Raw genomic sequence first — 14,702 nt, 5'->3', positions numbered from 1 at the left:
GAGGTAGATAGGGATCTATACCGATATGGGCGACCAAATTGTATGGGAAGCAGACAAGTTTCCGGCCCCTCTCGAGGTAGATAGGGTGCTATACCCTACTTGTAGCCACTAAGAGCTTAAAAGAGGTTGGTTTCCGGCCCCTCGCGAGGTAGATAGGTAACTATACTCAAACCACGCGCGTCTAAGCGCTATCTTCCAGAAAGTTTCCGGCCCCTCGCGAGGTAGATAGGGAGCTATACGAGCGATTACGCGCTTCTTGCTCTAGGGAAAGAAGTGTTTCCGGCCCCTCTCGAGGTAGATGGGTAGCTATACTTGGTAGAAGTGATGATTCTTAATTCAATCACTCTTCTGAAGTTTCCGGCCCCTCTCGAGGTAGATAGGGTGCTATACCCAAGGACTGATGAACAACGTGCGTAAGCTCGCGCGTTTCCGGCCCCTCTCGAGGTAGATGGGTAGCTATACTTGGTAGAAGTGATGAGTCTTAATTCAATCACTCTTCTGAAGGTTCCGGCCCCTCTCGAGGTAGATAGGGTGCTATACCCAATGACTGATGAACAACGTGCGTAAGCTAGCGCGTTTCCGGCCCCTCTCGAGGTAGATAGGTGGCAATACCCAATGACTGATGAACAACGTGCGTAAGCTCGCGCGTTTCCGGCCCCTCTCGAGGTAGATGGGTAGCTATACTTGCTAGAAGTGATGATTCTTAATTCAATCACTCTTCTGAAGGTTCCGGCCCCTCTCGAGGTAGATAGGTATCTATACGAAGATGTTCAAGCAGGGGATTTACCACTGGAATAGTTTCCGGCCCCTCTCGAGGTAGATAGGTAACTATACCTTCAACAAGTAAATTGCCAAAATGCGATGGGCTCAGGGTTTCCGTCCCCTCTCGAGGTAGATAGGTATCTATACCAAGTTGTTTGGGAGTCCGACAAGGGAATTGACCTGTACGTGTTTCCGGCCCCTATCGAGGTAGATAGGTAGCTATACTGACCCTTATCCATATCTTGCTAAGTGGGGCATCAGGTTTCCGGCCCCTCTCGAGGTTGATAGGTAACTATACTAGTTGAAAAACCGGTGATCCCTGCACCAGTAGTTGATCTACCGTTTCCGTCCCCTCTCGAGGTAGATAGGTAGCTATACTGACCCTTATCCATATCTTGCTAAGTGGGGCATCAGGTTTCCGGCCCCTCTCGAGGTAGATAGGTAGCTATACTTGACGGTTACGAGGTCGAGAAAGAGAAGCGGTATTTGTTTCCGGCCCCTCGCGAGGTGGATAGGTTCTTATACGAAAGAAGTTCAGTTAGGAAGGGTTATAAAAAGAGGGTTTCCGGCCCCTCTCGAGGTAGATAGGTATCTATACGCACCAACGCCAGATCAAGGACAAGGACAGTTTCCGTCCCCTCTCGAGGTAGATAGGTAGCTATACTTGACGGTTACGAGGTCGAGAAAGAGAAGCGGTATTTGTTTCCGGCCCCTCGCGAGGTGGATAGGTTCTTATACGAAAGAAGTTCAGTTAGGAAGGGTTATAAAAAGAGGGTTTCCGGCCCCTCTCGAGGTAGATAGGTATCTATACGCACCAACGCCAGATCAAGGACAAGGACAGTTTCCGTCCCCTCTCGAGGTAGATAGGTATCTATACGCACCAACGCCAGATCAAGGACAAGGACAGTTTCCGGCCCCTCTCGAGGTAGATAGGTATCTATACGCACCAACGCCAGATCAAGGACAAGGCCAGTTTCCGTCCCCTCTCGAGGTAGATAGGTAGCTATACCTTTGCAAATGGGTCTTCAAACAACTCTCTTTCAGAAGATAAGTTTCCGGCCCCTCGCGAGGTAGATAGGTAACTATATAAGAAGGTTTATTATGACAGAAAAAACAGAAAAAATTTGTTTCCGTCCCCTCTCGAGGTAAATAGGTATCTATACTAAAAACAACTGTGAAACCTGTCAAAACAGACCCTGTGTTCCCGGCCCCTCGCGGGGTAGATAGGTATCTATACTCGAAGCCCTCTATATAGTAACTGCGATGGAACTAGAGTTTCCGCCCCCTCTCGAGGTAGATAGGTTCTTATACGCAGTAGCAGCAGTAGAAGTTGTTGAAAACAACGTAGTTGCGTTTTCGCCCCCTCTCGAGGTAGATAGGGAGCTATAAAAATGGTACTGGTTCGATGAGAAAGGGTACATGGCGTTTCCGGCCCCTCGCGAGGTAGATAGGTATATTTAAACAGTTTCTGATTTTGTAACAGAAACTCGTGTGGTCGAGTTTCCGGCCCCTCCCGAGGTAGATAGGTATCTATACTGGTTAAGGCTGGAGATAAGATTGCTAAAGGTTCTGCTTAGTTTCCGGCCACTCTCGAGGTTGATATACACAATTTACAAATAACGCAATTGTTGCTGGCAACTTGTTTCCGGCCCCTCTCGAGGTAGATAGGTATCTATACGATGACCAACGTACAATCATGAACATTATCCAGTTTCCGGCCCCTCTCGAGGTAGATAGGTATCGATACGATGACCAACGTACAATCATGAACATTATCCAGTTTCCGGCCCCTCTCGAGGTAGATAGGTATCTATACGATGACCAACGTACAATCATGAACTTTATCCAGTTTCCGGCCCCTCTCGAGGTAGATAGGTATCTATACAAAATGGGTTGTTAACACTTCAAAACTTATACGTTAACGTTTCCGGCCCCTATCGAGGTAGATAGGTATCTATACCCCATATCTTGTATGTAAACCTATAACAAGCACTAGATATAACCTATTGGAAACTACTATTAGTATACCATATTTTGTAAGAGTTTTCATCTCAAAAGAACAAACAATCCTCCTTTTCTATCTCGACTTCATCTGTGTTTAAGCGCAAGGTTTCTTCTCGATTTCCAACGTAAACAATGATATTGTCTAACTGGTCAGCATCATAGAATGCTTGTAACTCACTCAGCAAGCTACGATAGTTGGACTTTTCTAGGTCAATCTCAAAGCAGGATCGTTGGACTCGGATACCAAATCCCTCTAGTAACTTTGCGAGTTTCAGACGCCTCTTATTACTAACAATGTCATATATGATAATACAAAAGAAAGACTTTTTCTTAGCAAACTCCTTCTCTTCTGCTGAAAGATTAAAATAAAGTCCCATGATTATTCTCCTGTATAGCCTGTAACATAAAGTTCGGGTTTTAGACTCTCAAAAGCTCGAATCAATCCCTTAATTTGCATATCTGCCATATAGAAAAAAGTATAGCGTTTTTTGTCGACTTCGACATACTGATGGATTTCCAACATGCGCTCTCTCATGGCCTGGATAAAAATCCTTCTCCCCTCCCCAGTAAAATAATAGACATTGACATTTTTCTTAGCTAGAACCCTAAGTAACTGTGTAGTTACCTGTGCTTGACCAAAAATCAAAAGGTTCTCTACTAAGTGAATAGAAATTTCTTTAACAATCTGACCTTGACCATTTTTTACGATAATCTTATGATTGTTAAGACACAGGAAATGGTTAGACTTTTGAACAAATAAATCACTCATCTCATAGATACCTCCTAAATGTATAAAGGATACCATTTTATCATTAAAATTCCTTTTGTCAAGCCCAAATATAAATTTTTTTTAATACAAAAAACGAACCAGCTTAACTGATTCGTTTCATAACTGCTAACTCCTACTTCCGATACATTTTAAACTGGAGGAAGAGGTCGCTGTATTTTCCTGTCCATTTATGGTCAAATTTCTCATAAACTTCTAGGTGTTTCATGGTATCAGCGTCTGGATAGAAGGATTTGTCCTCACGAGTCTCCTCTGGGAGCATTTCCTTGGCTGGTAGGTTTGGTGTTGAGTAGCCCACATACTCCGCATTTTTCAGAGCATTTTCGGGTTTCAACATAAAATTGATAAAGGCATAGGCTGCATCTTGGTTTTTCACAGTTTTTGGAATGACCATGTTATCAAACCAGAGATTGCTGGCCTCAGTCGGAACGACATACTTGAGGTTAGGATTTTTCTCCAACATCTGCCTAGCTTCCCCAGAGAAAGTCACACCGATAGCAGCGTTGTTCTGAATCATGTAACCCTTCATCTCGTCCGCCACAATGGCCTTGATATTTGGAGTCAGTTTGTAGAGCTTATCCACTGTCTCTTCCAGCTGCTGAGGATCCTTGGAGTTGAGACTGTAACCGAGTGAGTTAAGCCCGAGTCCCAGCACCTCACGCGCCCCATCAAAGAGCATGATGGAATCCTTGTATTCTGGTTTCCAGAGGTCATCCCAATGCTCAGGTGCCTCCTCTACCATGGTTTCATTGTAAACAATTCCCAAGGTTCCCCAGAAGTACGGGATGGAGAATTTGTTGCCCGGGTCAAATGACTGGTTGAGGAACTCAGGTCCGATATTTTCGATTCCTTCAATTTTTGAATAATCAAGCGGAACTAAGAGGTCTTCGTCCTTCATCTTGTTGATCATGTATTCACTTGGGATGGCAATATCATAGGTCGTTCCACCCTGCTTGATTTTGGTATACATGGCTTCGTTAGAATCAAAGGTCTCATACTGTACTTGGATTCCTGTTTCTTCTGTAAATTTCTCCAAGAGGTCTGGATCGATATAGTCCCCCCAGTTGTAAATAACCAGTTTTTGACTGTCTCGGCTATTGATTTTACTGTCTAGATGAGTCGCAATTCCCCACAAGACAAGGATAATTGCTGCAATTCCTGCTAAAAATGAATAGAGTTTTTTCATGCTTGCTCCTCCTTCTCACGTGAAATAAAGTAATATCCAACCACTAGGATAATACTAAAGAGAAAGACAAGGGCAGACAGGGCATTGATTTCTAGCGAAATTCCCTTACGAGCACGAGAGTAGATCTCAACGGATAGGGTAGAAAAGCCATTTCCTGTTACAAAGAAGGTCACGGCAAAGTCATCCAGCGAATAGGTGAAGGCCATGAAATAACCTGCAATGATAGACGGTGTCAGGTACGGTAGCATGATTTCCTTAAACATCTGAAACTGGCTGGCACCCAAGTCATAGGCCGCATGAATCATGTCATCATTCATCTCCTTAAGACGAGGCAAGACCATCAAGACCACGATAGGGATGGAAAAGGCCACGTGACTAGATAGAACAGTCAAAAAGCCAAGTGAAAACTTAAGCTGGGTAAAGAGAATCAAGAAGCTGGCACCAATCATAACGTCAGGCGCAACCATGAGGATATTATTGAGTGATAAAAAGGCTTCTTGGTATTTCTTACGAGACTGGTAGATATAGATAGCACCGAAAGTCCCGATAATGGTCGCAATCAAGGCTGATAGAAAGGCCAAGAAAAATGTCTGGGTGAGGATCAACATGAGGCGACCATCACCAAACATGGTTTTAAAATGGCTCAGACTAAATCCTGTAAAGCTGTTCATATCATCCCCTGCGTTAAAGGCGTAACCAATCAGGTAAAAAATCGGCAAATAAAGGATGATAAAGACAAAGGCTAGGTAGAGATTGGCAAATTTTTTCATCGTTCTCTCCTTTCCTTGGTCACCCACATGGTGATGAACATGGTCAGGATGAGGATCACACCGATGGTAGAACCCATACCGTAGTTGTCATTGGTCAGGAAGTTCTGCTCAATAGCCGTTCCCAGCGTGATAACGCGGTTCCCACCAATCAAACGTGTCAGCATGAAGAGACTCAAGCTGGGGATAAAGACAGACTGAACCCCACTTCTCACTCCATTCATTGATAGAGGAAAGATAACATGACGGAACGTTTCCCACTTGGTCGCACCGAGGTCGTAGCTGGCATTGATGAGATTGTTATCCATGTCATCCAAGACATTGAAAATCGGTAAAATCATAAAGGGAAGCTCGATGTAGCTTGCGACAAAGATAAAGGAGAAATCGGTAAAGAGCAACTGTTGCGAACCGATTCCGATAAATTCCAAAAATTGATTAATAGAGCCATTTTGACCAAAAATCCCGATAAAGGCATAGGCCTTAAGGAGCAGATTGATCCAGGTTGGCAAGATAATCAGCATAAGCCAGAGTTGACGGTGCTTGAGACGAGTCAAAAAGAGGGCTGTTGGATAGCTGATGAGCAGTGTTACCAAGGTGACAATCCCTGCATAAAGCACAGAGTTGAAGCTCATTTTAAGATAGGTCAAGTTTTGTGACGCAAAGTAGGATTTATAGTTTTCTAAACTAAACTGCCCTTCAATGTTGAAAAAGGATTGACCGAAAATCAAGACTAAGGGTGCGAGGACAAAGAGGGCAATCCAAAGCATGTAGGGCACTACAAAGAGTTTAGAGGTTGTTTTCTTCATCTCTTTCCTCCTCGATCGCGTTAATCAAACCTGCTTCTTGCTCTTCGATTTCTACGTATTCTTCGATACGAGCATCGAACTCTTCTTCGGTTTCGTTGAGACGCATGATGTGGATATCTTCTGGTTCAAAGTCCAGACCGATTTCCTCGCCAACGATGGCCTTACGAGTCGAGTGAATCATCCATTCGTTTCCGAGTTCGTCATAGGCGATGATCTCATAGTGAACCCCACGGAAAAGCTGGGTATCAACTTTAACTTGGAGCTTGCCTTCTTCAGGAAGGGTAATGCGCAAGTCCTCTGGACGAATGACAATCTCGACAGGCTCATTTGGCTTCATCCCACCATCGACCGCTTCAAAGCGTTTGCCGTTAAACTCGACCAAGTAGTCCTCAATCATGGTTCCTGGCAAGATGTTGGACTCACCGATAAAGGTGGCAACAAAGTGGTTGATTGGCTCATCATAGATGTCCACTGGTGTTCCAGACTGGACAATCTCGCCATCATTCATAACGAAAATCCAGTCACTCATAGCAAGGGCTTCTTCCTGATCGTGGGTAACGAAAACAAAGGTAATACCCAATCGTTGTTGCAATTCACGCAATTCGTACTGCATGTCGGTTCGCAACTTCAGGTCAAGGGCTGACAGAGGTTCATCCAAGAGGACCACACGTGGTTGGTTGATAATCGCACGCGCAATCGCCACACGTTGACGTTGTCCTCCCGAAAGCTTACGAATGGAACGTTTCTCGAAACCTTCCAACTGTACCATTTTGAGAACTTCTAGCACACGTTTTTCGATTTCTTTCTTATCGACCTTACGCAAGCGGAGTGGAAAGGCAACATTTTCAAACACATTCATATGTGGAAACAAGGCATAGGATTGGAAGACTGTATGAACATCTCGTTTGTTGGTTGGGATATCGTTGATCCGCACCCCATCCAGTAAAATATCCCCTGTCGTCGCATCCAGTAAACCTGCAATGATATTTAGAATGGTTGATTTTCCTGAACCAGATGCGCCCAAAAGAGTGTAAAATTTCCCTTCTTCCAACTCAAAGTTGATGTCTTTGAGAACCTTGGTGTTGCTGTCTTCAAAAACTTTAGAGACGTTTTTGAATTCAATAATTGGTTTTTTCAATTGTCATAAATTCCTTCTTTTTCATAAATTAACAGATCAGGGCTCTGTCAGGCCGCTACCACCTCGTGTAGGAGATTAAACTGCCTACATACATCTTCACTCACGATAGGCTTTCACCCCCTTTACAATGGTTATAGTAGCAACTTTTCTACCCCAACCTTATTCCTTCTCACCCAAGATTCGGACTTCTCTTTCAAGAGTGACACCTGAGTGTTCCTTGACTTTTTCGATAACAGATTGGATCAAGTCTTCATAGTCTTTGGCCGTTCCGTCAGCAACATTGATCATGAAACCAGCGTGCTTTTCAGATACTTCCACACCACCGATACGATAGCCTTTCAAGCCAGCCTCTGAAATCAACTGTCCTGCAAAATGCCCAACTGGACGCTTAAAGACTGACCCACATGATGGGTATTCTAGAGGTTGTTTGAGTTCACGTAGGTGCGTCAAGCGGTCCATTTCTTGCTTGATAACCTGATGATTCCCTGGAGCTAGGGCAAATTTAGCTGACAAAACAACAGCTCCAGAATCCTGAATAGCTGAATGGCGGTAACCAAAAGCCAAATCCTTGGCAGATAAGGTCTCGATTTCCCCTTCCTTGGTCAAAATTTGACAAGACTGCAAGATATGAGCAATCTCTCCTCCATAGGCACCCGCATTCATAAAGACAGCTCCACCGATGCTTCCAGGAATCCCACAAGCAAACTCAAAACCAGTCAAACTATGACGGAGAGCAATACGTGTCGTTTCGATCAAGTTCGCTCCAGCTTCTGCTTCAATAGTGTAACCATCAACTGAAACGTTATTAAGCTTATCGCATAAGATGACAAAACCACGGATTCCACCTTCACGCACGATGATATTGCTGGCATTTCCTAGCACCATCCAAGGAATATTCTCTTGATTGGCAAATTGGACGACACGGGCCATCTCATAGCGATTGCGTGGCAAAACTAGATAATCTGCTCGACCTCCAACCTTGGTATAGGTATAGGTCTTCAAAGGTTCCTTAAAACGAATATCGATTCCTTCTAGGATTTCAAGCATTTTTTCTTTTACTGACATGTCACTCTTCCTTTTTCAAAATTCATTCCATTATACCATTTTTAGAGACATTTGACGACCTCAAAATGACTATTGATAATTCAACTCTTGTTTTTCAAATGATGGATACAGATGTTGACGTGAATGGGGACTATAGAAAAACAGCCCAAGAGTTAGATGAATGATATCTAACTTTCAGGATGCTGTTTTCAAAATTTTTTTATATTGAATCTATCTACACTTGAAGCAATCAATAAGACCCTTCTAAAGCAAATGCTGAGATGGATGCTAATCAAGCGGGGACTTTTTCCAGCTTTGGCGGTAAAATTTAGGACTCACAGAGAAAAAGTTCTTAAAGGCTTTTGAAAAGACTAGTTGGTCCTGATAGCCGACTTCCAAGGTAATTTCTTTTATAGATAGATTGGTGTCAGTTAAGAGTGTTCTTGCCTTTAGCAGGCGTGTTTCAAGGAGAAATTGCTGAGGAGATTTATGGTAAAGTTTCTTAAACTGACGAAACAAAGTACTACGACTGAGTCCGACCTGGGATGCCAAGTTTTGAATAGAGATATCTTGTTGGTAGTGTTGTAGTAAAATCTGTGCAGCTTTTTCAACAGGGAGTTGAGCGACATTCAGCGGTATTTCTGCTGGAAATTCTTCCTGCAAGTAGTAAAGGAAGGTATAAATTTGCATCTGGTACCAGCTTTCTTTTTGCCTATTTTCTGCAGTTTTGTGACAGATGTCCTGAATGATTTCCCTGCTTTTAAAATAACTATCGAAATGGCAAACAGACTCATAAAAAACTTGTGTGTTTTGGAGATAGTCGCTTAATTTGTCTCCAGAGAATCCCAGCCAGTAGGTGGTCCAAGGATCTTCTGGATTTGCCCAATAGCGTACTTTTTGGCCTTTTCTTAGGATAAAACCATCATTTTTCTCCAAAGAATAGGTCTGCCCATCAACTTGCAGGTAGCCTTTGCCTTCACAAATCCAGTGGATGACAAAATCCTGAAAAACAGTATAGTCATAAAACGGAAAGCTAGAATAATCATCAATCCCACATTCTTCAAGGTAAAATTCCTTAGATGTTTCTTTAAAATAGTGCCATAGTTTCATAAATGCTTTCTCCTTGCAACATAAGTGCATATTTCTTCATCATGAACTCCTAGAAAAGCGATAAGCATTGGTTTATAATGGGCCAAGAAAGGAAAACAAATGAAAAAGTCGTATCAATCTAGTATAGTAGGGCTCAACCTCAGTAATCAAATTGTTTCCATCACCATCACAGGTGACTTCATGATTCTTTTTATGAGTCAGATTTTAAGTTTTAGTGATTTGCAAAATAGCTGGCTTATCACAATGCTACCAATTATAGCCCTTGTCCGCATTCCCTTGTCTCATCTGATGCGGAGGAAAAATCTCCTTGACCTGATGCGGTGGAGTATACTGTCTAAGCTGTGTTTGCTAGGGATATTAGTAGTGATTCCCTACGAAAGTGTGACTTTTTCTATCTATGCTCTTTTTCTGGTTCTATATCAGATAGCCGTGGAGTTGGGCTTTGGTCTGGCTTGGAACCCCTTAATATTATTATTAACAGAAGAGAAAGTTCGCGCAAAATTTCTCAGTTACCTAGGTTTGTTTCAGCTAGTCACGAGCTTTTATACCCTTCTTATTTCCTTTTTCATCGGAAAAGAACTGACTGCACTTCATTATCGTTGGTTACTGGTGATTGCCCTTGCTAGTCTGTTCATGCAGTTTATCCTTTTGAAACAGTTACAAACAGACTATAGCTTGTTTCAAAATCATCAAGTAACAAGGCAGATGGACTGGCAGGTTTTGAAAAAACAGCTCTGGCACCATGTCCGTATCCTACTTTTGGATAGTTTGATTTTATATGTAACCTTAACGATGAATGTCCTCTATATGGTACAGGTATTGCACCTATCCGCCAACCTCGTGTCTCTATATTCGAGTATGAGTTTGCTGGGGAACGTCCTAGCCTTTGCTCTTGCAGGTCCTTGTTTTGAAAAAAGACGTTCTCTGTTTTTCACAATCTTACTGTTGGTAACGGGATGCGAGATTCTTTTGATCTTCTTTCTTCCCCACGATGCTGCATCCTATACAATCTTTTGGAGCATAGGTTGGGGGTTATTAAATGGGGCTGTGGGAGCTCTATGGGGACTCTACATTTCTCTAGTCAAACACCAGGCAGCAAGTCCTAGCCCCTTTACAATTTGGAATATTTATCAGGGGATTGCCTATCTTGTTAGTGTACTTGTCTTTTATCTCTCTGGTAACTTGGTGCACCTAGCTAGTTCCATCTCAGGGCTGGATCCGTATCGTCTGGTCTTGATTGTCTGCCTAAGCATCTGCATCATAGTTTGTTTACGGATGCTGTATAGAAGAAAAATAGGTCTCAAGTGACTATTGTCGCTTGAGCCTATTTTATCATCGTATGATAAACTCCGATTGAAGGATAATGGTCCGTTTTTCGTCAGAGAGAGCTTGCTTGAAGCTTTCCTGACCGAGTTGGTAGGATTTATTATCAATGGTAGGAATCCCCAGTACCTCTCCTGTCAGTTGCTTTTCTTGGCCAATCAGCAAAGGTAATGCAAGATTTTTCTCCTGATAATAGCGAACCACACCAGTTGCTACATCATCTCCGTTGCTGAAAATACAGTCTAAATCTTGCTCTAGTAGGCTATCCCCTTGCTCATAAGCATCCTCTCCCGTGGAAATGCCATCCAAAATCAGAGGTTCCTTTTTTTCACCAAAAACTTCCTTGTAGGCTTCCATAGTAAGACGGTAGGTGGAACTTTTTAGGTCTTTTCGGGTAAATAGCAGAGCAATTCTACTTTTTCCCTGGTCTTTAATCCAATTAAAGGCTGTCTTGCAAGCATGGGTGCGGCTCACATAAACGCTACTCAGATTGGGGTCCTGCACTTCTTCACAGCAGACAATATTGCCATACTTAGCGTAGGAAGCAATGGTTTCTAAGTCTACACTGCGAGAGGTGAAAATAAGACTGTCAAAGGCCCTTCCTCGAAGCTGCTCCAGATAATATTTTTCCAAGTCTATATCATAACGAGAAGGTAGAATGAGCAAGGTATAGTTATGATCCATAGCAGCGTCCAAAAGCCCGTTCAGTAACTGACTAAAATAAGGGGGCAGGGTCATGTTGGGAATAACTACACCGACCCGACGAGTCGAACCTGAACTTAACTCCTGAGCTAGAATGTTGGGGCGGTAGTCCAGTTCCTCCATGACTTGCAGGATTTTCTGACGAGCCTCCTCGGATACATGAGGATGGTTGTTGATGACGCGTGACACGCTAGAAACTGAGTAGCCACTCAGTTTGGCAATTTTTCGAATATTTGTCATTGTTTGCTTTCTATAAGAGGATTGACATCCTCCGAACACGTGATTAGTGGATTTTTTTGAGATATTTACGGATGCCGTAGCCGACACCATGTTCATCATTGCTGCGTGTTACCTTATAATCCAGCTCTTTGATGTCAGGAAAGGCATTGCCCATTACAATTGGATAGCCCACCATCTCAAACATTGGGATATCGTTGTGCCCATCACCAAAGGCAGCGATCTGGCTCTTATCTAAACCTTCTTTTTTGAGAATATAAGCAATACCTTTTGATTTTTTAGCAGTTTTGCTGGTAATTTCTAGATGATATTGGCCAGATCGGAGAATGCTGACCTCACCCAAGTCTAGGGCTTGCAAGTATTTTTCCAGTGCTAATAGTTCGTCATTATCTAGGGCAATCATCATTATCTTGAAGGTATTGTCCTTAGCTGCTAGAAAATCAGCCTCGTTCGTAAGTGTTGGTGCCTGGCGCGTGATGTTGAACTCTAGACGAATCCCTTCATCTATTCTATCACAATACCAGTTCGTCATATCATAATAGCTGACGCTAATTTGTGGAAAATGCTGGCGCACTGCCTGTAAGATAGTTTGTGCTGTCTTTCTAGGGAGAATATCTATATGAAGGGGCTTGACCTTTCCATCCACAATCTGATAAATCAAACCACCGTTAAAACCTACTTGAGGTCCAGTCAGCTGAAGTGCTTCGATAGCCTCTCTCATTTCCATTGGAGCTCGAGCAGAAACCAGAGTCAGCGGAATCTGAGCATCGCGGATAGCCTTGCTATTCTCGCTAGAAACGCGGCCCTCAGAATTGAGAAGGGTGCCGTCCATATCTGAAAAAATACGTTTGATGGTCATAATGTTGTCCTCTTTTCTTCTTTGTCCGCTAGCGTGTGATAGGTCGGTTTAAATGCGCATTCCCAACCTTTGATACCATTGTACATTCTGGAACGCGTTCCATGTCAAGAGGAAAATGAAAAATTTTTTAAATTTTTTTCGAGCATATATAAAGTTGATGTGGACTTGCTTGATAACAGCATCTCCTAGGCTTAATTGAAGATTTTATCAAACAAGTTTTTCATTTCTTGAAAAGCTGGCTGTCCCTTGGTAAATAGGTGTTAAACAGAAAGATAGGCTTGTCTTCCAGATAATACAACGGGTGGTAAATAGTAAGAAATAGACAAAAACAGAGTTAAGAGAGAACAATAAAAAGAGGTCACCCCTCTTTTTATGATTTTTTCCAAAATGTAGATTTGGTCAGCCAGATAAAGACTAGAAGCTCTACGAGAAGAATAAACTCAACTAGAAGCGGATTTGCAATCCATCCCACTTGAGATAAGGCTGGAGCTAAGTCAAACAAGGCATGTAATCCATAGGCAACAAAGAGATAGAGCCATTTCTTTTGGCTAACACTTTGGTAAACCCAGATGGAAAGACCGATTTGGAGAACTAGAGCCAATACACGCTCAACTCCTAGTAAATAAACCTGCCATACAGAAAGAGACTGAACCATTTCGAGTGTCGTCTTTGGAAGGAGATTGGCTACATCAGTATTTGAAGACTGGATGAATGAAAAGAGGATCAACAAACCGATCAAGCTTCCCATCCCAAGATAGAGCAACTCCAAACCTCCATGTCCCAAGCCATAAGCCAAAGCATCTCGATCTTCTAGCTTTCTCTTTTTCTCCAACCATTTAAAAAAGATAAGACGAGCCGTCTCTTCAAAAAGGGCTGCCATAGCGATCCCATAAAGGACGTATAAGAAAGGCTGCTCCTGCATAAGCGGAATGGTTCCATCTTTTTGCGGATGGAGTATCAGAAGGTGAACCATCTTCTCTAACACTTGAGAAGAAACAAAAAATGCGATTGCCCCCAAGCCCATCACTGCAAGAGAGATTTTAAACCGTTTTTTGGCATACCAAGTCCCACTTACTAGAATGAGAACCAAAGCGATCATGGTAAGGATAATATGTACTGTCATCTTTTTCTCCTATTCTGACTTATCAATATCTTTCTTCATCTCGTCAACGTTAAATTTGGCAAATAAATACTGGCGATCTTGGACTGGAAAACGTTGGTCCAACTGGTCGACTGCCCCAACCTCGATCATTCCTTCTTTGATAACAAAGTCCATCACATGCCCACCAAAGGTCAAGTCATCTGAGATAAAATGCAAATGGTAGCCTGCAACACTCACTCCATGGAAAATCTCCGGTGTCCAAAATCCAACAATGGTTCCCGATACATTTTCACGGCTATATTCAGGTTGGTGAGTCGCGACATCAGCAAACTTGGTATCAGGTGTGGATTTAGGAATCATCCGCACGTGCATTTGTGAAAATTCGCCATGAATCTTGATGGAACGAAAAAGATTTTCCCCATCATAGTAGGACTCAATTCGCTTTTCCAATTCCTTGTCCGTCATCTCAAAGCGCTGACGAAAAATCACTTCTGCCTGATGAGGGACCACTGCTGCATAGGGAATAAGAGCATCCGCTGCCACTTCAACGATTTCAGGCGTTTGACCAGACCCCTTGGCTTGATAAGCCTTGCCATCAAGGACAATCAACTCCCCATCAATCGAATCAAGGGTTCCCAAACCAAGGTCACCATGTTCCAGCAATTCTCCCACTGTCATGGTTCCACCATAGAGACCTGCCATTAGGGCACCTAAAGTATTGTATTGAAATAATTTAACCGGTTCCTGCACTTTTCTATCCATTCTCTTTCTTATCTTCTTTTCAATGAATCATTATACTTTCTAAGTATACCACATTTGCTCCTAGTTGTGAAAGGGGGAATGCTTTTCCCATTGCAAAGGAGGCAAAAAAAAGG

General features: G+C 42.8%; 13 protein-coding genes. 1 reads left to right on the top strand and 12 read right to left on the bottom strand.

The window, feature by feature from the left end; genetic code table 11:
• Positions 1-2,813: 2,813 nt before the first annotated feature.
• From cas2 to AB2B49_RS04045, 8 genes are all read right to left on the bottom strand, one after another.
• Complete coding sequence (gene cas2 / locus AB2B49_RS04080) at positions 2,814-3,143, bottom strand: CRISPR-associated endonuclease Cas2 (protein ID WP_049505520.1); 330 nt, start codon at positions 3,141-3,143, stop codon at positions 2,814-2,816.
• Positions 3,144-3,145: 2 nt separating this feature from the next.
• A complete protein-coding gene (locus AB2B49_RS04075; RefSeq protein WP_071851332.1) occupies positions 3,146-3,535 on the bottom strand; it encodes a CRISPR-associated endonuclease Cas1 in 390 nt (129 codons plus the stop codon).
• A gap of 133 nt (positions 3,536-3,668) precedes the next feature.
• On the bottom strand, positions 3,669-4,739 hold the full coding sequence (locus AB2B49_RS04070) for an ABC transporter substrate-binding protein (RefSeq protein WP_076984674.1): 1,071 nt from the start codon (positions 4,737-4,739) through the stop codon (positions 3,669-3,671).
• On the bottom strand, positions 4,736-5,509 hold the full coding sequence (locus tag AB2B49_RS04065) for an ABC transporter permease (protein WP_000712716.1): 774 nt from the start codon (positions 5,507-5,509) through the stop codon (positions 4,736-4,738). The genes AB2B49_RS04070 and AB2B49_RS04065 overlap by 4 nt, the downstream gene beginning before the upstream one ends.
• Entirely contained in the window at positions 5,506-6,312 is an 807-nt protein-coding gene (locus tag AB2B49_RS04060) for an ABC transporter permease (protein WP_000754114.1), read from the bottom strand. Before AB2B49_RS04060 ends, AB2B49_RS04065 begins: the two co-directional genes overlap by 4 nt.
• Positions 6,293-7,450, bottom strand: a complete 1,158-nt coding sequence (locus AB2B49_RS04055) for an ABC transporter ATP-binding protein (RefSeq protein WP_049505522.1) — start codon at positions 7,448-7,450, stop codon at positions 6,293-6,295. The genes AB2B49_RS04060 and AB2B49_RS04055 overlap by 20 nt, the downstream gene beginning before the upstream one ends.
• 159 nt (positions 7,451-7,609) lie before the next feature.
• Entirely contained in the window at positions 7,610-8,515 is a 906-nt protein-coding gene (murB, locus tag AB2B49_RS04050; protein ID WP_000111590.1) for a UDP-N-acetylmuramate dehydrogenase, read from the bottom strand.
• Positions 8,516-8,782: 267 nt separating this feature from the next.
• Positions 8,783-9,604, bottom strand: coding sequence for an AraC family transcriptional regulator (locus AB2B49_RS04045; protein ID WP_049505523.1), 822 nt, complete (start codon positions 9,602-9,604; stop codon positions 8,783-8,785).
• 99 nt (positions 9,605-9,703) lie between these two features.
• Between AB2B49_RS04045 and AB2B49_RS04040 the strand changes: the two genes are divergently transcribed.
• A complete protein-coding gene (locus tag AB2B49_RS04040) occupies positions 9,704-10,912 on the top strand; it encodes an MFS transporter (protein WP_320691941.1) in 1,209 nt (402 codons plus the stop codon).
• A 24-nt stretch (positions 10,913-10,936) separates the two neighbouring features.
• Here the strand turns inward: AB2B49_RS04040 and AB2B49_RS04035 are convergent, their stop codons facing one another.
• The 4 genes from AB2B49_RS04035 to budA all read right to left on the bottom strand — a co-directional run bounded on the left by AB2B49_RS04035 (position 10,937) and on the right by budA (position 14,589).
• Complete coding sequence (locus AB2B49_RS04035; protein ID WP_049505525.1) at positions 10,937-11,869, bottom strand: LacI family DNA-binding transcriptional regulator; 933 nt, start codon at positions 11,867-11,869, stop codon at positions 10,937-10,939.
• Between the two features lie 43 nt (positions 11,870-11,912).
• Positions 11,913-12,725, bottom strand: a complete 813-nt coding sequence (locus tag AB2B49_RS04030; RefSeq protein ID WP_049505526.1) for a Cof-type HAD-IIB family hydrolase — start codon at positions 12,723-12,725, stop codon at positions 11,913-11,915.
• Between the two features lie 370 nt (positions 12,726-13,095).
• Complete coding sequence (locus tag AB2B49_RS04025) at positions 13,096-13,848, bottom strand: YhfC family intramembrane metalloprotease (protein WP_049505527.1); 753 nt, start codon at positions 13,846-13,848, stop codon at positions 13,096-13,098.
• 9 nt (positions 13,849-13,857) lie between these two features.
• Positions 13,858-14,589 (bottom strand): acetolactate decarboxylase, encoded by a 732-nt coding sequence (gene budA / locus AB2B49_RS04020; RefSeq protein WP_000375405.1) that lies wholly within the window; start codon positions 14,587-14,589, stop codon positions 13,858-13,860.
• Positions 14,590-14,702: the final 113 nt, after the last annotated feature.

The sequence above is a fragment of the Streptococcus jiangnanensis genome, from assembly GCF_040888325.1.
GTDB lineage: Bacteria > Bacillota > Bacilli > Lactobacillales > Streptococcaceae > Streptococcus > Streptococcus jiangnanensis.
The sequence above is the reverse complement of the archived record's forward strand: the minus strand, read 5'-3'. Positions and strand labels throughout refer to the sequence as shown.